Raw genomic sequence first — 24,232 nt, forward strand, 5'->3', positions numbered from 1 at the left:
ACGACACCGGCCGGGCTCAGCGCCGCACGCTCGGTTCGGTCTCGTCGCCCCTGCCGATCGCCTTGAGGACCTCGACCGACTCCTTCGACGTCTCGATCGCGCGCTGCGGCCCCTTGGCCTTGCCGAGCGAGCGCTTGCCGAGCAGCACCAGCACGGCGGCGATCAGCAGGTAGAACACGGCAACCAGCAGGAACGCCAGCGCCGGGTGCAGCCCGAGGGCGGTCAACCCGTACGCCGCGGCGATGGACAGCAGGATGATCGCCAGCAGGGCCAGGAAGGCGGCGCCGCCGAACATGCCGGCCCCGGTCCCGGCCGCGGCCGCGGTCTTCTTCAGCTCGGTCTTCGCCAGCTCGATCTCACCGCGGACCAGGCTGGACAGATCCTTGCTGGCGTTCGCGACGAGCTGCCCGACCGTGGGCTCACTCCCGTTCGGCCCCATCGACATGGCACTCCTTCCGCTGCGTCCCTTGACACTACCGCCGTCCGCCCCGAACTACGGGTACCCCCGACGAAGGAAGGTCAGTCGGCGTACTCGCGATTGCGCCGGAACAGCAGCACCGCCGCGATCATGGCGGCCAGCAACGACGCGACCAGGACGGCGGCCTTCGCCCGCTCCACCTGGGCGGGGTCGTCGCCGAACGCCAGCTGCGCGATCAGCAGCGCGACCGTGAACCCGATCCCGGCCAGCACCGACACCGCGCCGACGTCCCGCCAGGACAGGTCGGAGTTCAGCTCGGCCCGGGTGAACCGCGCGGTCAGCCAGGACCCGCCGAACACCCCGGTCATCTTGCCGAGCAGCAGCCCGGCGACCACTCCGATCGCGACCGGGTCGGTCACCATCTGCCGTACGGCGCTCCCGCTCAACGTGACGCCCGCCGCGAACAACGCGAACAGCGGCACGGCGACGCCGGCGGACCACGGCCGCAGCCGGTGCTCGATCCGCTCGGCCGGCGCGTGCTCCTCACCCGGGTCCGCGACCACCCGGGTGACCAGGCCGAGCGCGACCCCGGCGATGGTGGCGTGGATCCCCGACTCGTGCATGAACCACCAGGCCGCGACCGCGATCGGCACGTAGAGGAACGGCGTACGGATCCGGCGGCGCTGCAGCAGGAACCAGACCGCGATCAGCGCGACCGCGGCGAGCAGCGCGAGCGGGTCGAACCCGTGCGAGAAGAACACCGCGATCACCAGGATCGCGCCGAAGTCGTCGACCACCGCCAGGGTCAGCAGGAACGCCCGCAGCGCACTCGGCAGCGACGAGCCGACGATCGCCAGGACGGCGAGCGCGAACGCGATATCCGTTGCCATCGGCACCGCCCAGCCGTGCGGCTTGCCGTTGTCGGCGGCCAGGTTCACGACCAGGTAGATGATTGCCGGGAGCACCATTCCGGCGAGCGCCGCGACCACCGGCACGACCGCCTCGTTGAGCCGGGACAGCGTGCCGACCACGAGCTCGCGCTTCAGCTCGACGCCGGCCAGGTAGAAGAACAGCGTGAGGGCGCCGTCGGACGCCCACGCCTCGACGGTCAGCGGGCCGAGCTCGGTGTCGCGCAGGTGGTGGTAGGCGTCCTGCCAGGGGGAGTTCGCCCAGGCGAGGGCGACGACGGCGGCCGCGAGCAGCAACAGGCCGCCGGTGGTCTCGGCGCGCAGCGTGTCGGCGAGGATCGCTCGCTCGCGTCCGAGGATCCGGGGAAACGCGCGCTTCTTCTGCCGGATCCGCGGCGGCTGGCTCATCGGCGGCCCTTCGATCGGGGTCGTTCGGACGACGCCGACCAGTCTTCCCGGCACACCTTCGCCACCCGGCGGGCGGCGCACACGATTCTAACGGGTCGAAGCCGCCCACGCCTTCGGATCGGGGCCCTTGGGGACGATGCGGTTCGGGTTGATGCTGTCGTGGGTGAGGTAGTAGTGCCGTTTGATCTGGTCGAAGTCGACGGTCTCACCGAACCCCGGGCGCTGGAAGAGGCGGCGCGCGTACGACCACAGGTTCGGGAACTCGGTGAGCTTGTTGCGGTTGCACTTGAAGTGGCCGTGGTACACCGCGTCGAAGCGGACCAGCGTGGTGAACAACCGGATGTCGACCTCGGTCAGCGCGTCGCCGAGCAGGTACTCGCGGTCCGCCAGCCGCTCCTCGAGGACGTCGAGCCGCTCGAACAGAGCGTCGTACGCCGCCTCGTACGCCTCCTGCGTGGTCGCGAACCCGCACCGGTAGACGCCGTTGTTCACGTCGCGGTAGATCTCGTCGATCAGCCGGTCCAGCCCGGCGCGGTCGTCCGGGATCAGGCTGGGCGCGTCCGGGCGGTGGAACTCGGTCCACTCCGTCGAGAGGTCCAGCGTGATCTGCGGGTAGTCGTTGGTCACCACCAGCCCGGTCACGGTGTCGACGATCGCGGGCACCGTCACGCGGCCGTCGTACGACGGATCGGTGCGCAGGTACGCGTTCGACAGGAACTCGATGCCGAGCACCGGGTCGCGGTCGTCCGGGTCCAGGGTGAACCGCCAGCCGCGCTCGTCCCGGACCGGGTCGACGACCGCCAGGCTGATCGCGTCCTCCAGGCCGAGCAGCTTGCGGACGATCACCGCCCGGTGCGCCCACGGGCAGGCCAGGCTGACCACCAGCCGGTACCGCCCGGCCTCGACCGGCCAGCGGCCGCGCTCGTCCGGACCCTCGCCCGGCCGGGCGGCGGAATCGCGGGTGATCCGGTCGGTGAACCTGTTGCCCTGCCGCTTCCATTCACCGCTCGGTGCGCTTTCCTTCACGAACTGTGCAGGGCTCATGACCTTCAAAGTACCCACTTGCGGGAATCGCCCACGCCGCCCCGTCACTAGCAGTGCGACCGCGCCGGACGTTACAGTCTGGCTGACAAGGTCGTCCGCGCCAGCGGTGTCGCGGCCGGCCGGCACAACCGAACGATCAGGAGCAACGCCCCGGCTCGCGTCCCCCGGCAACCGGTTTGCCGGGCACATTCCCAGGGATACTGACCTCATGGCCCGCCCAAGGAACAACCCCGGCGACCTCGCCGAACTCCCCACGGAGCTTCGGACCGATCGGCCCAAGGGTGACCAGATCCGCGAGATTCTGGAGAAGCTCACCCGCTCGCTGGCCGTCGGCACCGTGCTGCCGTCCGAGCGCGTCCTCGCCGAGCGCTTCGGTGTGGCCCGGATGACGGTCCGGCAGGAGGTGGACCGGGTCGTCGCCGAGGGCCTGGCCGCCCGCCGCCCCGGTGGCGGCACCTTCGTCGCCGAACCGCGGCCGTCGCGGATGCTGGCCTCGTCGTTCAGCCAGGACATGATCAACCGCGGCATCAAGCCCGGCGCCAAGGTCCTCGAGCACCGGGTCGGCACCGCCGACGAGGACCTCGCCCGCGAACTCGAGGAGCCGGTCGGCACCCCGGTCCTGCACCTGATCCGCCTCCGCACCGCCGACGGCGATCCGATGGCCGTCGAACGCACCGCCCTCTCCCTGCACCGCTACCCCGGCCTCGACGAGGTCGACTTCACCGAGAACTCCCTCTACAAGGAGCTCGCCTCCGGCTGGGGCGTCACCCTCGGCATGGTCTCCGCCTCCATCGTCGCCGCCCCACCGGACCCGGTCGACGCCGAACTCCTCGAGATCGACTCCGCCACCCCCTGCCTGATCATCACCTCAGCCCCCCGCACCGCCTCCGGCGAAGTCATAGAATTCGGCCGCTCCGTCTACCGCTCCGACCGCTACGACATCACGGTCGCCTACCGCGCCACGTAGCCGTTCCCCCGCGCGGGTACTAGAAGTTCAGGCTGCGCAGGACGTTGGGGGAGTCGCCGCGGGTGGTCAGCTGGGTGACTATTTCTACTGTCAGGGCCTGGGCCAGGAGGGCGCCGACGAGGGTTGAGGTTGCGCCGGTTGGTTCTGGGCTGCCTTCGACTTCGATCAGCGCGTCGCCGGGTTCGCCGCAGTTGTCGATGACCACGTCGGCGACCTCGAAGAGGCGTTGGCCGCCGGGTGCGCGGGAGCCGACCGCCGTACTGTGCGCGAGCGACGTCAGCGCGATCACCTTCGCCCCCTTCGCCCGCGCCCCGACAGCGAACTCCACAGGTACGGCGTTCCGCCCGGAGTTCGAGGCGATCAGTACGACGTCCCCCGCGCCGATGTCATTGGTCTGCAGCAGTACGTCGGCCAACCCCGGCAACCGCTCCAGCAACGAGCTCTTCAGCAACCCCTCGTGCAACATCAACCCCGGCTCGAGCACCGCCCGCACGTCCGCCAACCCGCCGGCCCGCCCGTACAGCTCTTCCGCGATCAAGTGGCTGTGCCCGGTCCCGAACACCCAGAACACCCGGGCGTCCACCACCAACTCGGCCGCCCGCCTGATCGCCTCGACCTGCGTCGCGGCGGCCCGCTCCGCGATCGCCAACGCCCGCCGCATGAACTCCTCAGCCCCGGTCATACCGCCGAACCTACCGGCGCCGGCCCTCAGACCACGAAATCCGGCTAGACCACTCCGACGGCGACCCGGTGGTGCGTCGGACGCTCGTACTCGTCCACGAGCGCGATCGCGAAGTCGGCGTACGACGTCAACGCCCCAGGATCACCAGGTGCGAAGCGGTAACTCCCGGTACGGCGAGGATCGGCGTGGTTGAAGTCGCCGGCAGGGGCGACCGAGACCCAGTCGAGTGAGGACGCGGCGAAGGTGTCGAGCGCGGCCTGATGCGCGAGGAAGAACGGGCGGTACTCCTGTGGATAGACCCCACTGTCCATCAGCGGTACGCCGTCCGGACCAGGCAGGATCGACGCCAGACCGACCCAGATCAGCCGCGTCTCCGGCAGCCCGTCGATCAACGCCTGCGCCGCCTTGGGGAAGAACACGGCCGGATCGGCGCCACCGTCGTACACCGCCGCGATGACGGCATCGTGACCAACCGCAAGCTCGGCGATCCGGCCGGCGTCCGTCACGTCGCCCGCGACCAGGTCGGCGCCGCCGTCCGTCGTACGCGCGACTGGAGTCACCTGATGGCCGCGGCGGCGGGCCTCCTCGACGGCGGCCCGGCCGGCTCGCCCGCGGGCGCCGATGACCAGAATCTTGCCCATTGCAACCTCCTAGGTTTCGCTGACGCAGCGACCGTAGGAGGAGGCCTGGTTACCAGTTGGGTACTACGCTCCAGGGCATGGAGGCGCTGCGGGCGGACATGTTCGAGGAGATCTGCCCGTCGTCGTTGCTGCCGTTCCGGATCGGTGCGGACAAGTGGGCTGCCCTGGTGCTCGTTTGCCTGGAGGACGGTCCGCGCCGGTTCTCCGAGCTGCGCGTGCCACTGGCTCGGGTGACACCCAAGGTGCTGACCCAGACCCTGCGCAACCTGGAACGCGACGGCTTCGTACGGCGGACGCAGTACGACGAACCGGTACGACGAGTCACGTACGAGCTCACCGGCCTCGGCCGCAGCCTGCTCGAGCCGATGCGGCTGATGTGCGACTGGGCGGCCGACCACTGGGACGAGCTCCTGGACGCCCGCGATGCGTAGGACCGGCCGGAATCGTAGGTTTCGCCAACGGTAGACTGCCGGTCGTGGACGAGCAGACGCCGACCGTACTGATGCAGACTCCCAGCTGGCTGCTGACCCAGAGCGCGGCGCATGCGAGCCGGATCGTGAGCGAGGCGTTCGCGAAGGCCGGCGCCCGGGGATACCACTTCCGCCTCCTGGCGACGCTGGTCGAGTTCGGCCCGGCCAGTCAGGCAACGCTCAGCCGGCACACCGGCATCGACCGCAGCGACGTGGTTGCCGCCCTCAACGAGCTCACCGCCGGCGGGTACGTCGACCGCACACCGGATCCAACGGACGCTCGCCGCAACGTGGTCACCCTCACGGCCGCGGGTCGCCGCCAGCACAAGCGCCTCGCGACCCTGGTCGCCCAGGCCCAGGACGAGATCTTCGCCCCGCTCACCCCAACCGACCGGGCCCGCCTGACCACCCTCCTCACCCGCCTCCTGACCCACCACCAGGCCGGCGACTGAGGTCAGCAGGCAGCCGGTCGGATCACCAGACCGGCAGCTGCGCCCGCGCCGCCTTCTGAGTACGGCGGACGCGGTGCTCGCGGGCGTGGACGCGCCGCTTGGCCGCCCGGGAGATCTTCCGCCGGGAGCGGTCCATCGTCTCGGCCGGCTGCTGACCCGTCTGCATCGCGTTCACATCTCTACCGATGCACGGCCGGCCCGATCGGTTCCGTCGTACGGTGGAAATGTGCCGTTCGGCCAAAAATCCGCTCTGTTGAGCGCAGAACGGGGGCTGCTGGGCGATACGGCGGTTCCGCGCCGCGGGCCGCATTGGTAGAAAGGGGACCGGGCGCTCCAGCGCGCCGAAGCTAGCGAGGAGGAGTCCGCGACGTGACGAATGCAGAGTCACCCCAATCCGAAGCCTTGTCGAACCTCATGCACGAGGAGCGCAGGTTCGAGCCGCCCGCCGACCTGGCCGCGAACGCCAACCTCAAGGCCGACGCCTACGAGCAGGCCGCGGCCGACTTCGAGGGGTTCTGGGCCGAGCAGGCCAAGCGGCTGACCTGGGCGGTCGAGCCGACCCAGACGCTGGACTGGAGCAACCCGCCGTTCGCCAAGTGGTACGCCGACGGCAAGCTGAACGCGGCGTACAACTGCGTCGACCGGCACGTCGAGAACGGCCTCGGCGACAAGATCGCGTACTACTTCGAAGGTGAGCCCGGCGACACCCGCGAGATCACCTACGCCCAGCTCAAGGACGAGGTGAGCAAGGCGGCCAACGCGCTGCTCGAGCTCGGCGTCCAGGCCGGCGACCGGGTCGCGATCTACATGCCGATGATCCCGGAGACCGTGGTCGCGATGCTCGCCTGCGCCCGGGTCGGCGCCCCGCACACCGTCGTGTTCGGCGGCTTCTCCGCGGATGCGCTCAAGGGCCGGATCCAGGACTGCGACGCGCGCGTCGTGATCACCGCCGACGGCGGCTACCGCCGTGGCGCCCCGGCCGCGCTGAAGCCGGCCGTCGACGCGGCGCTGGAGGAGTGCCCCGACGTACGGAACGTCCTGGTGGTCCGCCGTACCGGTCAGGACACCAACATCGTCGAGGGCCGCGACCTGTGGTGGGACGACTTCGTCGGCAAGCAGTCGTCCGAGCACAGCCCGGAGGCGTTCGACGCCGAGCACCCGCTGTACGTGATGTACACCTCCGGCACGACGGGCAAGCCGAAGGGCATCCTGCACACCACCGGCGGCTACCTCGTCGGCACGGCGTACACCCAGTGGGGCGTGTTCGACCTCAAGGCCGACACCGACGTCTACTGGACCGCGGCCGACATCGGCTGGGTCACCGGCCACAGCTACATCGTGTACGGCGCCCTCGCGAACGCGACCACATCCGTGCTGTACGAAGGCACCCCGGACACGCCGCACCAGGGCCGCTGGTGGGAGATCGTGCAGAAGTACAAGGTGTCGATCCTGTACTGCGCGCCGACCGCGATCCGGACCTTCATGAAGTGGGGCGCGGACATCCCGGCGAAGTTCGACCTGTCCTCGCTGCGCGTCATCGGGTCGGTCGGCGAGCCGATCAACCCGGAGGCCTACATCTGGTACCGGGAGAACATCGGCGGCAACAACGCGCCGGTCGTCGACACCTGGTGGCAGACCGAGACCGGCATGCACATGATCTCGCCGCTGCCTGGCGTGACCGCGGGCAAGCCCGGCGCCGCGATGAAGGCGATCCCGGGCGTCAGCGTCGACGTCGTCGACGACGCGGGCAATTCGGTGCCGGACGGCTCCGGCGGGTACCTCGTGATCACCAAGCCGTGGCCGGCGATGCTGCGCACGCTGTGGGGCGACGACCAGCGCTTCGTCGACACCTACTGGTCGCGCTGGCCGGGCGTGTACTTCGCCGGTGACGGGGCGAAGAAGGACGAGGACGGCGACCTCTGGCTGCTCGGCCGGGTCGACGACGTGATGAACGTGTCCGGCCACCGGCTGTCCACCACCGAGATCGAGTCCGCGCTGGTGTCGCACCCGAAGGTCGCCGAGGCCGCGGTCGTCGGCGCCTCCGACCCGACCACGGGCCAGGCGATCGCCGCCTTCGTGATCCTCCGCTCGGAGGCCGGCGACGGCGGACCGGACGTCGTCCAGGAGCTCCGCAACCACGTCGCCAAGGAAATCGGCCCGATCGCCAAGCCGCGGCAGATCATGGTCGTCGCCGAGCTCCCCAAGACCCGCTCCGGCAAGATCATGCGCCGGCTGCTCCGCGACGTCGCCGAGAACCGCGAGGTAGGCGACGTCACCACCCTCGCCGACTCCACCGTCATGGACCTCATCAAATCCAACCTGGAGTCCGGCAAATCCGACGAAGACTGATCGTTTTCGGTAACAGGCCCCCGGGTTTCCGGGGGCCTGTTGTCTTTCCCACGCGTGCTACGCAGCCGCTCCTACGTCGCGCCCGCTACGCCCGCTCCCACCCCACCCCACCTACTCACGTTCTCGGCCGGGGCCGACGCTGAGTGTGCACCGTCGTACCGCAAGTCTTCTATTGCCTTCAGCAACGATAGCGTGATTTGTGGGGGGCGTGGCGTGGACGTCCTGCCATCGCGGGGACAGGGTGGGAGGTATGGGGCCTGGTGTTGTGACGTACGAGTGTGTGATCGTGGCGTCGGAGCCAGGACCCGTGCGGTCGAACATGGGGCTGCCGCGGAACGGGACGACTCGGTCGAGAGCATCGCCCGCCGGTACGGCTTCGGCACCGCCGAGACTCTCCGCCGCTCGTTCCACCGGATCGTCGGCATCGCCCCCTCCGACTATCGCGACGCTTCCGCACCGCGTACGACACCCGTCACCACTGACACGCCCAGCGCCCCTGCACATCAAGGACATGGTCGACGGTCTGGTTGCACAGTGGCGGTGATCTAGGCTGCCGGGCATGACCGTTGTCGTTGCGATCGTGCATGCGGGGCTGGCGGCGGCGTGGGTGGGTGGGATGGCCTACTCGCTGTTCGTGGTGCGGCCGAAGCTGGCGAGGTTCTTCGGGCCGGACGAGGAAGCGCGTGAGGCGCTGACCACGGTGATTGCCTCGGGCAACCGGTGGAAGGTGCTCGGCCTGATCGCGGCGATCGCAGTCACCGGCGGTCTGCTTCTCGCGCTCGAGCCGGGGCACTGGTGGATCCACGCACTGAAAGGCGTTCTGCTGCTCGTCGCGAGCGTGATCTTCTGGTACGTCTCCTGGCGCCACTGGCCGCGCCGGGTCTTCGCCACCGCCGCCGAACTGCCCACCCTCCAGCGCCGCCTCGTGCAACTGGCCGGCACCATGCTCGTCCTCACCGGGACCGCGTTGGCCCTCGGAGTTCTCGCCGTCCACACATGACATTCGTCACGGATGCGTCCGTTGTCGTCACGTATCGTCAGAAATACATCAGTAACGAATGTATCTCCGACGAGGAGCGGCCATGTGTGGCATCACGGGATGGGTGGCGTACCGGCACGACCTGAGGGCTGAGCAGGCAACCGTCGACGCGATGACGGAGACGATGGCGTGCCGCGGACCGGATGCTCGAGGCACCTGGTTCGCGCCGTACGTCGCGCTCGGCCACCGAAGACTCGCCGTCATCGACCTCCCGGGCGGCGAGCAGCCGATGACGACCGACGTCCGCGCCGACGGTCGCGACGTCACTCTCGGCATGGTTTACAGCGGTGAGGTCTACAACTACGTCGAACTGCGCGACGAGCTCCGCCGCCGCGGTCATACGTTCACCACCGACTCGGACACCGAGGTCGTGCTGCGTGCCTACGTCGAGTGGGGTACGGCGTTCGCCGAGCAACTGAACGGGATGTACGCGCTGGCCATCTGGGATCCGCGGACCGAGAGCCTGGTGATGGTCCGCGACCGGATGGGCGTGAAGCCGTTCTTCTACTACCCGACCGACGACGGTGTCCTGTTCGGCTCCGAGCCAAAGGCGATCCTGGCCAACCCGGCCGTACCGGCCGTGGTCGAGATCGACGGCCTGCGTGAGGTGCTGACGGTGTCGAAGACGCCAGGGCGGTCACTGTGGGCGGGCATGTCCGAGGTCGAGCCGGGCACAGTCGTCACGGTCGACCGTGCCGGGATCCACACCAGCACGTACTGGCGGCTCGAAACGTGGGAGCACACCGACGACCAGGACACGTCCGTCGCCCGGGTGCGGGAACTCCTGGACGACATCACCCGCCGCCAACTGGTTGGCCGACGTACCTCGGTGTGTGCTGCTGTCCGGTGGGCTCGACTCCAGCGCGATCACCGCACTCGCCGCGGGCCAGTTGGCCGAGGAGGGCCGCAAGATCCGCAGCTTCGCGGTCGACTTCGTCGATCAGGAGGCCAACTTCCGTCCGGACGAACTGCGAGCCACCCCGGACACGCCGTACGTGCACGACGTGGCGAACTTCGTGCACTCGCAGCACTCGGATATCGTGCTGGACAACGCCGTACTGACCGATCCGGAGCTCCGGCGGAAGGTGATCCGGGCGAACGACGCCCCGCTCGGCGGTGACATCTACAACTCGCTCTACCTGCTGTTCAAGGCGATCCGCGAGCAGTCCACGGTCGCGCTGTCCGGCGAGTCGGCCGACGAGGTGTTCGGCGGCTACCTGTGGTTCCACGACCCGGAGGTGCGGACGCGGCCGGTCTTCCCGTGGATCGCCTACCTGGTGTCGCGGCGCGGCGACGGTCCGGCGAGCGTACTGCGCCCGGAGTTGCTGAAACGCCTTGATCTGGGCGGTCATCTGCGCGACCGGTACGCCGAAGCCGTCAGCGAGGTCGAGCGGCTGGACGGGGAGTCCGACGACGAGTGGACGATGCGCAAGATCTGCCACTTGCACCTGACCCGGATGGTGCGGATCCTGCTGGACCGCAAGGACCGGATGAGCATGGCGGTCGGGCTGGAGGTCCGGGTGCCGTTCTGCGACCACCGGCTGGTCGAGTACGTCTACAACACGCCGTGGTCGCTGAAGACGTTCGACGGCAAGGAGAAGAGCCTGCTGCGCGCGGCCGCCCGGGAGGTGCTGCCGGAATCGGTTGCCGAGCGCAAGAAGTCGCCGTACCCGCAGACCCAGGATCCGGCGTACGCCGAGGCGCTCGCCGGGCAGGTCCGCGGTCTGCTGGCCGACCGGCACCCGGTCTTCGAGCTGGTCGACCGGCAGGCGGTCGAGCCGCTCACCCGGGCGCCCGGCCCCGGTGCTCGCCGGCACCTGGAACAGACGCTGTCGCTGGCCACCTGGCTGGATCTCTACCACCCCGACCTCCAGCTGACCTGACGCTCGTCGCCCCGAGGCCTTGGTCCGGCCTGCTTGGCAGGCCGGACCTAGGCGATCGGTCGGACGTGTGCCAGGATGGCGCTTCCTTCGGAGGAGGTGATCGCGATGGCACACGAGACTCTGCAACTCCTGGTCAGCATGCACCGGATCGTCCGGCACCTGCGCCGGAGTCGTACCACCACGGTCCTGCACCCGACCCAGTTCCTCGCGCTGATGCTGATCGCCGACGAGCAACCGATCCGGATCGGCGAGATCGCGACCCGCGTCCCGTGCTCGCAGCCGACCGCGACCACGACGGTCGCCGCCCTGGAGGACGCCGGTCTGGTCCGGCGCGAGCAGGACCCGGTGGACGGCCGGGCGACCGCGGTCGTGCTGACGAAGGCCGGCGCCGAGATGGTCGAGGCCTCTGGACGGCAGGCCGCCGACGAGCTCGGCAAGCTGCTGCGCCGCCTCGACGACGCCGACCGCGACCTGGTTCTCCGGGCCGGCGTCGTCCTCGCCCGCATCGCCGACGACCTCTGACTCAGCGGTTCCGCTCCTCCACGTCCATCTACCGCAGGCCGGGTACGACGGACACCGTGTACGGCGGGATGCCCGGAGCGACATCCAGTTGGCTGTTGACCCAGAGCAGCCGGCCGCGGTCGCGGGCGATGGTGGTCGGGGTCGCACCAGGTGCTCCGGGCTCCGAGTCGGCGACGATGGTGGCCTTCGTCAGGTCCCGGCTCAGTACGGCGAGCCTCGCGACGTACTTGCCTCCGCCGGCGTTGTAGACGGCGTACAGGCGGCGCCCCTCGAGCAGGTAGCCGTCGCCGGACAGGATGCCGTTGGTGACCTCCAGCGTGCTGACCTGCTTCGTGCGGAGGTCGATGCGGTACGTGACGTCCTGACCCTGTTCGCCGACCAGGAGGGTCGTGCCGTCGGTGACGATGCCGTTGAGGAAGTACGGCGTGGGCTGGATCTTGTCACGGGTGATCCAGGGCTCGAGTTCGCCCAAGCCGTGGCGGGTGAGCGGGGCGCGCCAGATCTGGTTGTGGGCCGAGTCGGTGACGTACACCGCGTCCCCCGCGAACGTGAAGTCGTTGAGGAACGAGCCGTCCGCGGCCTTGCGTACGGCGAGCAGCTTGCCGCTCGCGTCGTACAGAAAGAGCTTGGAGGTGCTCGCGCCGGCGACGAGGACGCGGCCCCAGCGGTCGACGTGGATGCCGGTCGCGGAGGTCCGGCCGTCGTTGCCCGCGGAGAGGAAGGGCTGGAGGCGTGGGTTGCGGGTGGTGCCGCGGTACACGGCGCCGGTGCCGACGCTGGTCACGTAGATCGTGCCGTTGCGGGTGACCTCGATGCCTTCGAGCGTCTCGCCGGGTGTGGTGGAGACGACGTACTCGGTGGGGCGTTGGGGTACGGCGTGGGCGGTGGCGGACTGAGTGGTCGCGGCGAGGGCGAGGACCGTGAGGGCTGCCAGGAGCTTCATCCGGTCAGACTGTGGTTTGCGGGGTGGGAGCGGCGACCGGATTCGGTCAGAACCGAAGAGGTCGGCGGGGTGGCCTTGGACTGGGCACAATCGGGGGATGATCCGGATCCACTTCACGGCGGAGGACCTCGGCCGGGTGACTTTTCCGGCCGACCCGGAGCCGCTGTGGGAAGCAGCGCTCGCGGCCCGCGCGCTGCGTGGGCGGGCGTTGGGCTCGGGCGGTCGCGCGCTCGGCGATCGGGTCGTCGGCGACCTCGCCGTGCCGCCGGTCGCACGGCGCTGGCGGCGCGAGGCGAGCCGGCGGCTCCGTCCTTCGATGCGGCCGCTCTTCAAACTGATCGCTCCGGCCGGTCAGTTCCCGGACTTCCTCACGCCGGAGGTGCCGGCGCCTGGTCTCGAACCGGCTGTCGAGACGTTGATGAACACGCCGGCCTCCGTCGTTCACGACGAGCTGGCGCCGTGGCTTCCGGCTGAGGTCGACAAGTTCATGCAGGGCCTGCTCGCCGGGCGGGCCGGATCGCGCCGGGCGCTCGGCAACGCCGTACGCGACTTCCACACCGAGGTACTCGCGCCGTCGTCGAGCGAACTGGAACGGCGGTATGCCGCGGACCTCGCCCTCAGATCGCGCACGCTGCTGCACGGCGGGGTCGACGCGTTGTTGGAGTCGCTCCACCCCGACATCGAGTGGTCCACTCCGATCCTGACCACCTACGGCCTCACCGCCGGCCCAGTCCTCGACATCCACCTGAACGGCCGCGGTCTGCAGCTGTACCCGTCACCTCTCACCGCCGAATGCCTGGCCCTGGACGCGCCCGACCGCCGCCCCGTCCTCGTCTACCCCTGCGCCGACCACCCCACGGACGACCTCCCCGACACCGACGCCCTGGCCGACCTCCTGGGCCGAACCCGAGCCACCGTCCTCCGCGCCCTCACCCACTCAGCCACCACCACCCAACTCTCCCGCCGCACCGGCATCTCCCTCCCCTCCACCTCAGACCACACCCGAGTCCTCCGCAACGCCGGCCTCATCACCACCCACCGAACCAACGGCACCGCCCTCCACTCCCAAACCCCCACCGCCCGGCACCTCCTGCTCGGGGCAACCCAGGGCAACCTGGGGCAGATCCCGAAAACAGCAGCAATCACTGCCGACGAGGGGTAAAGTTCTTGTTGCCGGGGGACACGAGTCCCTCGGAAGTGGACCCGGCAGCCTACCGGACGGTGGGTGAGCCGGGTTTCGCGCGTTCAGAGCTCCCTGAGCTGGCAAAATGCCTGGACGGCATGCCGCCATTCGCCGCCGCGGACCCAGCTCCACACGACGGCATCGGGTACCCACAGCAGTGGATCTGCCTTCGGGACGAACAGGTCCCACCGAAGCGTCTCGTGGCATCCGTGGCGACGAGTTGCAGCTCGGAGAACGTCGCGATCATGGTCCATCACCGACTCGTCGCGCTCGATCACGAGCCGCTCGGCGGTTGCCGCGGTATCCCGAACGATGGCTTCCAGGCAGCGACGTCGGTCGGGCAGAGATTCCGTGTCGGCGCGGTAGAGATCCACCAGCAGATGGAAGGACTGGATGACGTCCAGGATCTGCCGTCGGCGTGCGCGGTTCTCGTGGCTGAAGTGGAGCCGCTCCTGGCCGGGTAGCAGCAAGGTTTGACCTTTACACGTGGATAGGCGGGGCAACGGCTGTAACACCGGGGCATCTCGGGGCAGCTTGGGGCAGATTGCAAAGGACGCAGAGATTGCGCCTGAATAGGAGCCGCCGAGAGCGGGTCTCGGCGGCTCCTGGGTGGGTCAGTTCTGGGTGAGGGTGAAAGTTGTGGTGGGGTTGTGGATGTTGGTGTGGTTGTTGGTGAGGGTCAGGTTGGTGAAGGTGGCGGTGCCTCGGGCGGGGCCTTCGCCTGGTTCGGGCAGTTCGTTGGCCCAGATGCCGTAGCCGGACTTGGCGTCGAAGGCGTCGCCGGACTTCTGGGCTCCTGAGATGGTGGTGTTGGTGAAGATCGTGTCCGCCACCGGGAACAGCGGCTGCCCGCCCACGTAGTCGGTTTGGAACATGATTCCGGAGTACGTCGGATCGACGATGTCCAGATCATTGACCCGGATTCCCTGGAAGATCTTCGTGGCCGAGTAGATCCACAACGCGGGGAATGTCTGGTTGCCCCAGAAATGCCCGCCCGCGCGTACCAGGCTGACATTCTCGAACCGCGTCGGCGGGGTCGCGCCGAAACCGTTCATCGGGATTCCGAAGTCGAGCGACGAGATCGTCACCCCGGGATAGGTGAGCATGTCCGCGGCGTACAGGTTGCGGAACACGTTGTTCGTCCCGCCGTACACCGCGAACCCGGCCGCCCGCCACGTCAGCGTCGCGGTCAGGTTCTCGAACACGTTGTCGCGGACCTCGCCGCCGCCGGAGTCGGTGGCGTTGAAGAGCGCGAAGCTGTCGTCGCCGGTGGCCCGGGCGTCGTTGTTGCTGACCAGGTTGCCGGCCGACCCGTTCGTCATGTTGATGCCGTCGGCAAACATGTTCCGGATCCGCGAGTTCTTGATCGTCGAGGAGTCGGTGTTGGCGCCCCAGTACAGGCAGACCATGTGCTCGACCCAGATGTTGTCGATGGTCATGTTCGCGGTGTTCGCGAAGTCGAACACCTTCCCGGGCCCGTCGATCCTGGATGTGTAGTTGCCGAAGTACGCGAACCCGGTGAACGTCGACCCGTTCGCCGACGCCTCGCTGCGGAACCCGACGTCGGTGTTGTCCTGCCCAGCAGGCGCGTGGAACCGCGTGTACCAGGGACCGGCCCCGACCACCCGGACCGCCTTCCCGTACACCTGGAACTTGGACGACGTCTGGTAGTCGCCCGGCGGCAGGTACACACCCTGCAGCGCGCTGTTCTGCCGCACCTGGTCGAGCGCGTTCTGCACGTCCTGGTGCGTGAACCCGGCCGGCGTCACGTATCCCGTGCCCGGGTTGGCGGCCGGCGCGACCTCCTCGGTGTCGATGAAGTCAACCGTGTACGTCGTGCTGTTCGCCGGATCCTTCTGCAGCCTGATCTTCGTACCTGCTGGGTAGCTGGCGTCGAGCATCAACTGAGCTTCGTCGTAGATATGCCGGGCCGGTCCGGAGCCGGGCGAGTTGTTCGGGCTCGCCTCCGCGCCGTACAGCCAGGCGTACCGCGAGGTCAGCGGCAACGCCTTGTGGAAGGCGCCGTTCACGTACACGTTGACGGTCGAGTTGATCCCGCCGCCACCGGCCGAGTCCGGGATGGAGAACCGGGTGACGAGCGTGTTGGTCCGCGCCCGGGTGGTGAACTCGACGAACGAGCCGTTCGAGTTCAGCGTGACCGCTCGCCGGTCGGACGCTTCACCGGCGAGATCGCCGATGGCCCGGTTCGGCCCGACCACGACCGCGCCGCCGCCGATGGACGCGTCCTCGGCCTCCAGGTGGTCGTACGGCATGTTCGCCCCACGCCCCACGAAGAACGGCCGCTCACTGGTGTTGTTCGCCCGCTTCACCGGCAACTCGTTGGCGTCGTCGGCGAGTACGACGCGGACGGAGTACCGGCCGTTGGCCGCAGTCCAGTTGCCCAGCGCAACGGCCGGCGTCGTCGCCCCGGCTGCGATCGCGCCGTTGTAGGACCCGGTGAGCGTCGCGACAGTAGTGCTGCCGTTCAGGATCGTCAGCGTGATGCCATGTGCGCCGGACGCCGACGCCACACTGCCCTGGTTCTTCACAGCGACCGAGAAGGCGACACTGTTCCCGGCCGACGGGTTGTTCGGCGTCCAGTTGACCGCTGCCGCCACCAGGTCGGAGCTTGCGACTGGGGTGACGACCAGCGGACTGGACGCGTTCGCGGTGTTGTTCGCGTCGTTCTGCTCGATGACCGTGTTCGACTCGTCGACCTTCGCGCTCAACGCGTAGCTTCCGGCATCCCGAGTGCCGATCGAGGCGCTGACCGTGGCCGACGCTCCGGCCGCGAGGGCGCCGACGGCCGCTGTACCCACCTTGGTCTGGCCGAGGTAGAAGTTCACCTCGGTCGCCGCGGACCCCGCCGTACCGGAGTTGCCGACCGTCGCCCGCACGGTGATCGCATCGGTCTCCACCGGCGAGGTGGGCGTCCAGGACACGTTGGACAGCGTGAGATCCGGGTTCGGCGCCGGCACGCCCATCACCTGGAACTCGGCGACCTGTCCGGCCGGCGCGCCGGTGTTCGCGGTGAAGTTCAGCCGTACGTCGGCCACCCGCGCACTGACCGGGATCGTCACACTGTTCCCACTGCCCGGAGCGAAGTTGTACGGCGCACCCGGCACGATCGTCGTGAACGCCGACGACCCCTGCTCGCGGCCGAGGACCGAGAACGTCTGCGTCCGAGCGCCCCACACCGGGTCCGGGTTCAGCCGGATCACGACCGAGCTCAGATCCGCGTTCGCGCCGAGCGAAGTCGTGAGCGTCGCCGGGTTGGCGTTGCCCTCCCAGTACGTCGTCACGTTGTCGTCGTTGGCGTTGGTCGCGACGAAGGTGTGCACGGACCCGGACGCGGTGATCGGCTTGCCGAGGGCGAGGTTGCTGCCGGGACCGGAGCTGCCGCCCCGGGTCACCGTGTTGCTGTTCGCCGATTGGTTGCCAGCAGCATCTTTCGCGCGGACGAAGTACGAGACCGGCACGCTGGCCGGCTGGTTGTCGGTGTAGGTGAGGACGCTGCCGGCCAGGCTGGTCCGCAGTTCGCCGTTGGCGTAGACGTCGTACCCGGTGACGCCGACATTGTCGGTCGAGGCGGTCCAGGTCAGCCGGATCTGGCCGGCGGCGGGCTCGGTGAAGGCCAGGCTGCCCGGGGCGGTGGGAGCCTGGGTGTCGCCGGTCGCCGGTCCGTAGACCTCGAGCTCGGACAGCTGCCCGGCCGGCCAGCCGGTGTTCGCGGTGATCCGGATCCGCACGTACCGCGTGGTCGCGGTGCCGTAGTCGATCGTCACGGAGTTGCCCGGCGGGTTGAACGCGCGGGCCGCGGACGCGGAGAGGTCGGTGAAGTTCTGCCCGTCGGTGCTGCCCTGGACGGCGAGGGTCTGGGTGCGAGCGCCCCAGTTCGCGGTCGGCAGCTTCAGCACGACCTGGTTGGTGGCGACCGTCGAGCCGAGGTCCACCTGCACCCACTGCGGGAAGGCGTTGTTCGCGCTCTCCCAGTAGGTGCCCTGGTTGCCGTCGGTCACGTTCGACGCGATGTAGGTCTGGGTGACGCTGCTGGCCGACGCGCTCTTGCCGGCGGCGAGGTTGGGTCCGGCCTGAACGGCGGCCGTCGCGGAGTCCGCCGGTGTCTCGCGGACGAGCGGACCGGCCGACAGCGCTAGACCGGCGGCCAGCGCAGCGGCGAGCAGCCGTCTCGCTGAAAGTCGGGACTGCGGAAGTCTCATGGCCTCTCCTGGGTGGGCGGGTGAGAGTGGCCGACGCGCACGTTCAAAACTTGCGGTGACTTGCCAGATTCTTGCGCGAGGCTGCCTCATTGTTACGGCATGCCAAACCCAGCGTCAACGGCTCGCGACGCTTGGTTGCCGAACCCTGGACCCACCAGGGGCTGTCAGTGCTTGGCTGGGCCTTCCGCGCCGGCGCCGGTGAGGGCGCGGACGGACAGCTCGTTGTAGCGGTCTTCGCTGGACCGGTCCTTGCCGAGGTACGTGCCGAGCACCCCGAACAGGAAGCCGAGCGGGATCGACACGATGCCCGGGTTCGACAGCGGGAACCAGGAGAAGTCGGTCCCGGTGATCATCGAGGTGGGCGACCCCGACACGACCGGCGAGAAGATGACCAGTACGACGGCCGACACCAGACCGCCGTAGATGCTCCAGACCGCGCCGGAGGTGTTGAACCGCTTCCAGAACAGGTTGAACAGCAACGCCGGCAGGTTCGCCGATGCGGCGACCGCGAAGGCCAGCGCGACCAGGAACGCGATGTTCAGCCGCTGCGCCGGGATCGCCAGCCCGATCGCGACCGCGCCGATGACGAGGGCTGCGATCCGGGCCACCCGCAACTCGTCCTTCTCGGACGGCTTCTCCTTGGCGATCACGTTGGCGTACAGGTCGTGCGCGAACGACGAGGCCGACGTCAGGGTCAGTCCGGCGACCACCGCGAGGATGGTCGCGAAGGCGACCGCCGCGATCAGCGCGAGCAGGATCGAGCCGCCGAGCGAGTCGGCGCCACCGCCGACGGACTCGGCCAGCAGCGGCGACGCCACGTTGCCCTTCGACGTCTCGACCGCGGACCCCTTGGCGGTGTCCAGCAGCGCGGCCGCGCCGAACCCGAGCGCCAGCGTCATCAGGTAGAACGCGCCGATCAGGCCGATCGCCCACTGCACCGAGCGGCGCGCGGACCGCGAGTCCGGCACGGTGTAGAAGCGGATCAGGATGTGCGGCAGGCCCGCCGTACCGAGGACCAGGGCGAGGCCGAGGGACAGGAAGTCGATCTGGCCGACCAGGTCCTTGCCGTAGAGCAGTCCGGGCTGCAGGAACGCCTCGCCCTTGCCTGACTTGTCCGCCGCGGCGCCGAGCAGCCGGGAGATGTTGAAGTCGAACTTCAGCAGCACCAGGAACGTGATCACGATCGTGCCGGACATCAGCAGGACGGCCTTGACGATCTGCACCCAGGTTGTGCCCTTCATCCCGCCGACCGTCACGTAGATGATCATCAGCGCGCCGACCAGGACGATCACGCCGGCCTTGATGCCCTCGCTCTTCACCCCGAGCAGCAGCGCGACCAGCGCGCCGGCGCCGACCATCTGGGCCAGCAGATAAAAGATCGACACCACGATCGTGGACGTCGCGGCGGCGGTCCGGACCGGCTTCTGCTTCATCCGGAACGCGAGCTGGTCGGCCATGGTGAACCGGCCCGAGTTCCGCAGCAGTTCGGCGATCAGCAGCAGCGCCACCAGCCAGGCCACCAGGAACCCGATCGAGTAGAGGAAGCCGTCGTACCCGTAGAGGGCGATCGAGCCGGAGATGCCGAGGAAGGACGCCGCCGACATGTAGTCGCCGGCGACCGCGAAGCCGTTCTGGGCGCCGCTGAAGGACCGGCCGCCGGCGTAGTAGTCGGCGGCGCTCTTGTTCTGCCGGGACGCCCACCAGGTGATGTAGAGCGTCACGGCGACGACCGCGGTGAACAGCGAGATGGTCAGTGCCCGGTTGCCCGGCTCTGCGTCGGCAAGTGGGACCAGCGCGGGAATGGTCAAGACGTTCACCGGCGGCGCTCCCTCTTGTACTTGGCGTTCAGCCCGCTGGCGAGCGGATCCAGCTTCCGGTTCGCGAACCGGCCGTACAGGGCGGCGATCACGAACGTGGAGACGAACTGCAGCAGGCCGAAGATCAGCGCGACGTTGACATGGCCCACCACCTGCTGGCCCATGAAGTCGCGCGCCCAGTTGTTGCAGGCGACGTAGGCCAGGTACCAGGCCATGAACGTGATCGTCCACGGCACGACGAAGTTCCGGTAGCGCCGCTTCAGCTCGGTGAAGTCGGCCGCTTCGTGTACGGCCTCATACGCGCGGGCGTCCCGCTCGCGTACCACTTCCTCGTCCATGGGTTCGAGTTCCCCTCGTACTTCGACACAAACACGTGCACGTTAGCCCCTGGTGAGGCATTTGTGACCTACCGCAACCAAAACGTTTCGCGCGGATTTCAGAGGTGCGGTGCCACCGGGGCGTCGAGAGTACGGCGGTAGTTCGCCAGGTCGCTAGGGCGAGTGCGGTAACAGCCGGTGAAGTACGGCATCCGGAGCGGCTCCGGCGGTCGCGCGGTGTTGTCGTAGATGGCGTCGATCTGCTCGAGCACGGACTCGCGGCGGGACTCGGTGAGGATGGCGATCCGGGAGTGTGACAGGGCGAGTTGCCGCAGCCCGGCGCGATCCAGGTCCTGCCAGTGCCGGAACCGGGCCGTCTCCACTCCGGCGAACAGGTCCGACTGCAGGAGGATGGGCATCGGGTCGAACTGGTCGCCGCCGAAGTCGTCGCCCATGATCGCGCGATCCAGCCGCCGGACCCAGGGGACCACCCGGTCGGCGTCGTTCCAGAGCAGGCCGAGGACGCCGTTCGGCCGCAGCACCCGGGCGATCTCGGGCAGGGCGCGGGAGTGGTCGAACCAGTGGAACGCCTGGCCGACGATCACCGCGTCGACCGAGGCGTGCGCGAGCGGGATCGACTCGGCCGCGCCGACCATCGTGTCGATACCCGGCCGGCGACGGCACAGCGCGAGCATCTCCTCGGACGGGTCGACCGCGACCACGTCGTGGCCGAGGCCGGCCGCGACCGCGGCCAGCTTCCCGGTGCCGGCGCCGAGATCCAGGATCTGCAGCCGGCCGGGACCGAGGATCCAGGTCAGCGCCTCGGCGGGAAACGTCGGCCGGGCCGCGTCGTACGCGGCCGCGACGGCGCCGAACGACTTGGCCCGGGCCGCGTCCATGGCCCGGCCGCCGTCGCTGCCGGCGCCGCCGTTCGGCGGGTCCTGGCCGGTCGACGGCTCGGGTGCTGGATCATCGGTGGTCATCACCGTAAATCATGCCGTAGCGGCAGGCTGCTGCGCTGTCACTCGCCGAGCTTCTTCTGCTCGATGTGTGCGTTGAGCGTGGCCAGCTCCGGTCGGGAGTCCAGCAGCGCGACCAGTTCGGCGCAGTTCAGCTTGTCCGCGGCGAAGTCCTCGATCAGGGCGCTGAGCAACTTCCGGTCGTCCTCGGTGTCCAGCGTGAGCCGGTACTGCGCGCCGCCGCCGGCCCACGGCAGGCTCACCAGCCGGACGTCGCCCGCCCGGTTCTGGTGCAGGTACGGCGTGACGTGCTCGCGGTCGACCTGGAGCGTCGCCCGCTCGTCCGCCTCGAACAGCCGGGCCGCGGAGAACACCTCGTAGTCCATCCCGCGCGGATGGGTGCGCTCCAGGCAGTTCGACAGGTAGACGCTCTCGTCGCCCTCGGCCCGGAACCGTTCGACGCCGGAGGCAACGATCTCCGGGTCGATCAACGGGCAGTCCGACGTCACCCGGACCACCCCGTCCAGCCCGTACTCGCGGGCCGCGTCGGCGAACCGGCTGAGTACGTCGTCCTCGCTGCCGCGGAAGTACGGGATCCCGGCCCGCTCGGACAGGGCGACGATCGGGTCGTCGTCGGCGTTCGTGGTCGTTGCCACGATCACCGGCAGCCCGGTCCGCCGCAACCGGTCGACGTGGTGCTCGAGGTAGGTGCGGCCACCGGCCTCGAGCAGCACCTTGGCCGGCAGCCGGGTGCTGGTCGCCCGCGCCTGCGTGACGACGGCAATCTTCAGGCCAGTTGTCGATTTGATCAGGGCCACCGGAACATCTCCCGGATCTCGGCCGGGCAGGCGACGTGGTCGACTCCCAGCTCGGTGTCGGTGAACTCGCGGGCGGTCGCGAGTGGGACGAAAGGCTGGTCCATCTCGGGCCAGAGCCGCTTGATCCGGGCCTGGCCGCCGAACGAGGGGTGTTCGTTCTCCAGCACCATCGGGTCACCGTAGACCCCGGGCTGCAGGCCGAGCGAGGCGCCGTACAGAACGGCGGAGCTGAGCCGGTTGGAGGCGACGCGCCGATGTTTGCGGAGCTCGCGCAGTTGCTTGACCAGGAACTTGGCGTCGGTACGGCGCCAGTGCAGCCCCCGGTAGCCGTGGGTGATGACCCGGAACCCGGCGTCCTTGTAGACGTTGCGGATCGCGGGCTTGTCGTACTCGTTCCAGTACAGGCAGACCGTCACCGGCCCGGTCTCGTGCTCGTTGATCGAGGCAACGATTCGGCCGTGGTCGCCGAGCACGTGCTGGCCCTCCCAGCCGTGGAACGGGTAGAAGATGGTGCCCTCGGCCCGTTTGGCGGGGGTCGCCAGCTCGGGGTGCACCTTCAGCAGGTACAGCCAGACCGAGCCGATCACCGAGTAGTTGCGCAGGCCCATCGAGTGCCCGCGCCGCCGGACGCTGTCGGACCAGACGTACTTCGGCAGCCCCGGAGCGAACGCGGTGCCGTGGGCGAACCCGTCCAGGATGTTCCAGCCGTGCTGGAGGTATCCCCAGATCCGCGGCGGCTTCGCGAGCCCGGCGTACGACGCCATGATGTTGGCGTGGCCGTAGAAGTGGTTGGCGTGGTGCATCAGCGCCGTACCTTCCGCAGCACCCGCCGGACCCGGCGGCGAACCACCCGCGCCGGGTTCAGGACCGCGTGACCGACCCGGTAGGGGAGTGACCGCCGGATGCCGCTGACCGTGCCCTCGAACAGGATCGCCCGCGCACTCGAGGCGGCCAGCTCCTCGGACAGTCGCGCGACCGTCGCCAGCTGCTCGGCGCTGCCCAGCGGCCGGACCACCTCGGCGGACTCCGGAAGCTCTTCCGGGACGGTGATTCCGGCCATCGACGCCAGCCGTGCCGTCAGCGCATGCACAGTGCCGCCGGCCGGCCACGGTTGCCGCGAGCCACTCTCCAGCGTGCGGCGGGCGAAGCGTGCCAGGTGCCCGACGACGTCGAGCTCCTGCGCTGCCCCGAACAGCCGGTACGACGACCCGTCGAGAATCACGTTGTCCGGCGAGCCGCTGCCACCGGCGTCCAGCCAGGCCACGTATTCGGGGATGATCCGGCGCAGCGCTGCCTGGTCGTCCACGCGCAGGGCGGCGAGTAGGTGCTCCTCGAGCAGCACACCGGGACCGGAGGGGACGGCGGCGGTGGGGAGGACGGCGGGGAGGTCGCCGGTGACGAAGTACCAGGCGGGGGCGAGCTCGAACGCCACGCCGGCGTCGGCCGCGTCGAGCACGAACCGATACGGGTCCATCAGCGTCGGGCCTGCGTTGCGCGCGGCAACGGTCCGGGCGGCGGTGACGGCGGCCAAGCCTTCGACGGCTTCGAGGGCGACCTGGGACTCGACCAGTGACGGGAACACCGCGTAGGTCTTGGTGATGCCTGTGGCGCTCAGGGCAGCCTGCAGCGGCTTGAGGCCGGCCGGTGCGCTGTCGGCGACATCGCGGCCCCAGTCCTCGTCGCGCGGGATCGCCGCGGCGATGCCGGGCTGGATCAAACGCTCGACACCGAAGGAGTTCGTCGCTCCGAGGAGCAGGCGGCCCTGCGGCGCGAGCCGGTCCGACAGTGCGGTCAGCGCATTCGCCCAGGTCAGCGTGGCGGTGTCGGGGCCTACGAGCCGCTCGAATCCGTCCAGCGCGACGACGGCGTCGTACGTCTCGTCGGTGTTGAAGCGGTCGAGGGAGCCGCAGTGCACGTCGCCCTTGGTGTCGGCGAGCAGCTCGGCGATCTCCTCCGCGTCCGGCGCGGACCGGACCAGGACGTCGACGGACGTCACCCGGTCGGCGATACCGGTGATCAGGTCGAGGGCATGCGGCCCGGCGACCAGCACGGAGTCGCCGGGGTGGAGGGCAGCGGTGAGCAGCGCCGCGGCGGCCGGTCCGGCGGCCGCGGGGCGGGCGTCCACCGGGTGCAGATCCGACCAGTTGAGCATCTCACCGCCGACCAGAATCGATCGGGTCACATCGAACACG

23 protein-coding genes and 1 pseudogene are annotated in these 24,232 nt (G+C 69.2%); 9 read left to right on the forward strand and 15 right to left on the reverse strand.

The features are described from left to right. Window positions 1-16: 16 nt before the first annotated feature. From ACWCOV_RS20060 to ACWCOV_RS20070, 3 genes are all read right to left on the reverse strand, one after another. Complete coding sequence (locus ACWCOV_RS20060) at window positions 17-445, reverse strand: phage holin family protein (RefSeq protein ID WP_449830783.1); 429 nt, start codon at window positions 443-445, stop codon at window positions 17-19. 74 nt (window positions 446-519) lie between these two features. Next, complete coding sequence (nhaA, locus tag ACWCOV_RS20065; protein WP_449830784.1) at window positions 520-1,734, reverse strand: Na+/H+ antiporter NhaA; 1,215 nt, start codon at window positions 1,732-1,734, stop codon at window positions 520-522. 87 nt (window positions 1,735-1,821) lie between these two features. Further along, entirely contained in the window at window positions 1,822-2,778 is a 957-nt protein-coding gene (locus ACWCOV_RS20070; protein ID WP_449830785.1) for a glutathione S-transferase family protein, read from the reverse strand. Between the two features lie 208 nt (window positions 2,779-2,986). Here ACWCOV_RS20070 and ACWCOV_RS20075 point away from each other — a divergent pair, with 208 nt between their 5' ends. After that, window positions 2,987-3,745, forward strand: coding sequence for a GntR family transcriptional regulator (locus ACWCOV_RS20075; protein WP_449830786.1), 759 nt, complete (start codon window positions 2,987-2,989; stop codon window positions 3,743-3,745). Between the two features lie 19 nt (window positions 3,746-3,764). On the opposite strand, the gene ACWCOV_RS20080 is transcribed toward ACWCOV_RS20075, so the two are convergent. Both ACWCOV_RS20080 and ACWCOV_RS20085 read right to left on the reverse strand, forming a co-directional pair. Beyond that, on the reverse strand, window positions 3,765-4,427 hold the full coding sequence (locus ACWCOV_RS20080; RefSeq protein ID WP_449830787.1) for a sugar isomerase domain-containing protein: 663 nt from the start codon (window positions 4,425-4,427) through the stop codon (window positions 3,765-3,767). A 44-nt stretch (window positions 4,428-4,471) separates the two neighbouring features. Next, entirely contained in the window at window positions 4,472-5,068 is a 597-nt protein-coding gene (locus ACWCOV_RS20085; protein ID WP_449830788.1) for an NAD(P)-dependent oxidoreductase, read from the reverse strand. Between the two features lie 77 nt (window positions 5,069-5,145). Here ACWCOV_RS20085 and ACWCOV_RS20090 point away from each other — a divergent pair, with 77 nt between their 5' ends. Then, window positions 5,146-5,499, forward strand: coding sequence for a winged helix-turn-helix transcriptional regulator (locus ACWCOV_RS20090; protein ID WP_449830789.1), 354 nt, complete (start codon window positions 5,146-5,148; stop codon window positions 5,497-5,499). 44 nt (window positions 5,500-5,543) lie between these two features. Next, entirely contained in the window at window positions 5,544-5,990 is a 447-nt protein-coding gene (locus ACWCOV_RS20095) for a MarR family winged helix-turn-helix transcriptional regulator (RefSeq protein WP_449830790.1), read from the forward strand. 22 nt (window positions 5,991-6,012) lie between these two features. On the opposite strand, the gene ACWCOV_RS20100 is transcribed toward ACWCOV_RS20095, so the two are convergent. Further along, window positions 6,013-6,156 carry a hypothetical protein gene (locus ACWCOV_RS20100; RefSeq protein WP_449830791.1) on the reverse strand — a complete coding sequence of 48 codons (144 nt, stop codon included), beginning with the start codon at window positions 6,154-6,156 and terminating at the stop codon, window positions 6,013-6,015. 248 nt (window positions 6,157-6,404) lie between these two features. Between ACWCOV_RS20100 and acs the strand changes: the two genes are divergently transcribed. The 5 genes and pseudogenes from acs to ACWCOV_RS20125 all read left to right on the forward strand — a co-directional run bounded on the left by acs (window position 6,405) and on the right by ACWCOV_RS20125 (window position 11,783). Then, on the forward strand, window positions 6,405-8,339 hold the full coding sequence (gene acs / locus ACWCOV_RS20105; RefSeq protein WP_449830811.1) for an acetate--CoA ligase: 1,935 nt from the start codon (window positions 6,405-6,407) through the stop codon (window positions 8,337-8,339). Between the two features lie 559 nt (window positions 8,340-8,898). After that, window positions 8,899-9,339, forward strand: coding sequence for a hypothetical protein (locus ACWCOV_RS20110; RefSeq protein WP_449830792.1), 441 nt, complete (start codon window positions 8,899-8,901; stop codon window positions 9,337-9,339). 163 nt (window positions 9,340-9,502) lie between these two features. Then, window positions 9,503-9,880: pseudogene (locus ACWCOV_RS20115) on the forward strand (asparagine synthase (glutamine-hydrolyzing)); the annotation flags it as partial. A 331-nt stretch (window positions 9,881-10,211) separates the two neighbouring features. Beyond that, window positions 10,212-11,261 carry an asparagine synthetase B family protein gene (locus tag ACWCOV_RS20120; RefSeq protein ID WP_449830793.1) on the forward strand — a complete coding sequence of 350 codons (1,050 nt, stop codon included), beginning with the start codon at window positions 10,212-10,214 and terminating at the stop codon, window positions 11,259-11,261. Between the two features lie 105 nt (window positions 11,262-11,366). Continuing rightward, window positions 11,367-11,783 carry a MarR family winged helix-turn-helix transcriptional regulator gene (locus ACWCOV_RS20125; RefSeq protein ID WP_360527035.1) on the forward strand — a complete coding sequence of 139 codons (417 nt, stop codon included), beginning with the start codon at window positions 11,367-11,369 and terminating at the stop codon, window positions 11,781-11,783. Window positions 11,784-11,811: 28 nt separating this feature from the next. Here the strand turns inward: ACWCOV_RS20125 and ACWCOV_RS20130 are convergent, their stop codons facing one another. Continuing rightward, on the reverse strand, window positions 11,812-12,726 hold the full coding sequence (locus tag ACWCOV_RS20130) for a superoxide dismutase (RefSeq protein WP_449830794.1): 915 nt from the start codon (window positions 12,724-12,726) through the stop codon (window positions 11,812-11,814). A 97-nt stretch (window positions 12,727-12,823) separates the two neighbouring features. Between ACWCOV_RS20130 and ACWCOV_RS20135 the strand changes: the two genes are divergently transcribed. Continuing rightward, entirely contained in the window at window positions 12,824-13,888 is a 1,065-nt protein-coding gene (locus ACWCOV_RS20135; protein ID WP_449830795.1) for an ArsR/SmtB family transcription factor, read from the forward strand. An 83-nt stretch (window positions 13,889-13,971) separates the two neighbouring features. On the opposite strand, the gene ACWCOV_RS20140 is transcribed toward ACWCOV_RS20135, so the two are convergent. The 8 genes from ACWCOV_RS20140 to ACWCOV_RS20175 all read right to left on the reverse strand — a co-directional run bounded on the left by ACWCOV_RS20140 (window position 13,972) and on the right by ACWCOV_RS20175 (window position 24,222). Further along, complete coding sequence (locus ACWCOV_RS20140) at window positions 13,972-14,379, reverse strand: hypothetical protein (protein WP_449830796.1); 408 nt, start codon at window positions 14,377-14,379, stop codon at window positions 13,972-13,974. A gap of 144 nt (window positions 14,380-14,523) precedes the next feature. Further along, complete coding sequence (locus tag ACWCOV_RS20145) at window positions 14,524-18,129, reverse strand: galactose-binding domain-containing protein (RefSeq protein WP_449830797.1); 3,606 nt, start codon at window positions 18,127-18,129, stop codon at window positions 14,524-14,526. A 164-nt stretch (window positions 18,130-18,293) separates the two neighbouring features. After that, the gene (locus ACWCOV_RS20150) at window positions 18,294-19,937 is read right to left on the reverse strand and encodes a solute symporter family protein (RefSeq protein ID WP_449830812.1); all 1,644 of its coding nucleotides are present in this window, start codon (window positions 19,935-19,937) and stop codon (window positions 18,294-18,296) included. Between the two features lie 5 nt (window positions 19,938-19,942). Further along, window positions 19,943-20,284 carry a DUF485 domain-containing protein gene (locus ACWCOV_RS20155; protein ID WP_449830798.1) on the reverse strand — a complete coding sequence of 114 codons (342 nt, stop codon included), beginning with the start codon at window positions 20,282-20,284 and terminating at the stop codon, window positions 19,943-19,945. A 98-nt stretch (window positions 20,285-20,382) separates the two neighbouring features. After that, a complete protein-coding gene (locus ACWCOV_RS20160; protein ID WP_449830799.1) occupies window positions 20,383-21,246 on the reverse strand; it encodes a class I SAM-dependent methyltransferase in 864 nt (287 codons plus the stop codon). A 38-nt stretch (window positions 21,247-21,284) separates the two neighbouring features. After that, window positions 21,285-22,040: a cytidylyltransferase domain-containing protein gene (locus ACWCOV_RS20165; protein ID WP_449830800.1), complete on the reverse strand. Its 756-nt coding sequence runs from the start codon at window positions 22,038-22,040 to the stop codon at window positions 21,285-21,287. After that, a complete protein-coding gene (locus tag ACWCOV_RS20170) occupies window positions 22,031-22,843 on the reverse strand; it encodes a hypothetical protein (RefSeq protein WP_449830801.1) in 813 nt (270 codons plus the stop codon). Before ACWCOV_RS20170 ends, ACWCOV_RS20165 begins: the two co-directional genes overlap by 10 nt. After that, complete coding sequence (locus ACWCOV_RS20175) at window positions 22,843-24,222, reverse strand: hypothetical protein (protein WP_449830802.1); 1,380 nt, start codon at window positions 24,220-24,222, stop codon at window positions 22,843-22,845. The genes ACWCOV_RS20170 and ACWCOV_RS20175 overlap by 1 nt, the downstream gene beginning before the upstream one ends. Window positions 24,223-24,232 lie beyond the last annotated feature (10 nt).

The organism is Kribbella sp. NPDC002412, from assembly GCF_053592935.1.

Bases quoted from the DNA above. Each gene is read 5' to 3' on its own strand.
- ACWCOV_RS20155 (WP_449830798.1), bottom strand. From the start codon at position 20,284: ATGGACGAGGAAGTGGTACGCGAGCGGGACGCCCGCGCGTATGAGGCC.
- ACWCOV_RS20100 (WP_449830791.1), bottom strand. From the start codon at position 6,156: ATGCAGACGGGTCAGCAGCCGGCCGAGACGATGGACCGCTCCCGGCGG.
- ACWCOV_RS20075 (WP_449830786.1), top strand. From the start codon at position 2,987: ATGGCCCGCCCAAGGAACAACCCCGGCGACCTCGCCGAACTCCCCACG.
- ACWCOV_RS20170 (WP_449830801.1), bottom strand. From the start codon at position 22,843: ATGCACCACGCCAACCACTTCTACGGCCACGCCAACATCATGGCGTCG.
- ACWCOV_RS20145 (WP_449830797.1), bottom strand. From the start codon at position 18,129: ATGAGACTTCCGCAGTCCCGACTTTCAGCGAGACGGCTGCTCGCCGCT.
- ACWCOV_RS20135 (WP_449830795.1), top strand. From the start codon at position 12,824: ATGATCCGGATCCACTTCACGGCGGAGGACCTCGGCCGGGTGACTTTT.
- nhaA (WP_449830784.1), bottom strand. From the start codon at position 1,734: ATGAGCCAGCCGCCGCGGATCCGGCAGAAGAAGCGCGCGTTTCCCCGG.
- acs (WP_449830811.1), top strand. From the start codon at position 6,405: ATGCACGAGGAGCGCAGGTTCGAGCCGCCCGCCGACCTGGCCGCGAAC.
- ACWCOV_RS20110 (WP_449830792.1), top strand. From the start codon at position 8,899: ATGACCGTTGTCGTTGCGATCGTGCATGCGGGGCTGGCGGCGGCGTGG.
- ACWCOV_RS20160 (WP_449830799.1), bottom strand. From the start codon at position 21,246: ATGACCACCGATGATCCAGCACCCGAGCCGTCGACCGGCCAGGACCCG.
- ACWCOV_RS20080 (WP_449830787.1), bottom strand. From the start codon at position 4,427: ATGACCGGGGCTGAGGAGTTCATGCGGCGGGCGTTGGCGATCGCGGAG.
- ACWCOV_RS20085 (WP_449830788.1), bottom strand. From the start codon at position 5,068: ATGGGCAAGATTCTGGTCATCGGCGCCCGCGGGCGAGCCGGCCGGGCC.
- ACWCOV_RS20125 (WP_360527035.1), top strand. From the start codon at position 11,367: ATGGCACACGAGACTCTGCAACTCCTGGTCAGCATGCACCGGATCGTC.
- ACWCOV_RS20070 (WP_449830785.1), bottom strand. From the start codon at position 2,778: ATGAGCCCTGCACAGTTCGTGAAGGAAAGCGCACCGAGCGGTGAATGG.
- ACWCOV_RS20060 (WP_449830783.1), bottom strand. From the start codon at position 445: ATGTCGATGGGGCCGAACGGGAGTGAGCCCACGGTCGGGCAGCTCGTC.
- ACWCOV_RS20090 (WP_449830789.1), top strand. From the start codon at position 5,146: ATGGAGGCGCTGCGGGCGGACATGTTCGAGGAGATCTGCCCGTCGTCG.
- ACWCOV_RS20130 (WP_449830794.1), bottom strand. From the start codon at position 12,726: ATGAAGCTCCTGGCAGCCCTCACGGTCCTCGCCCTCGCCGCGACCACT.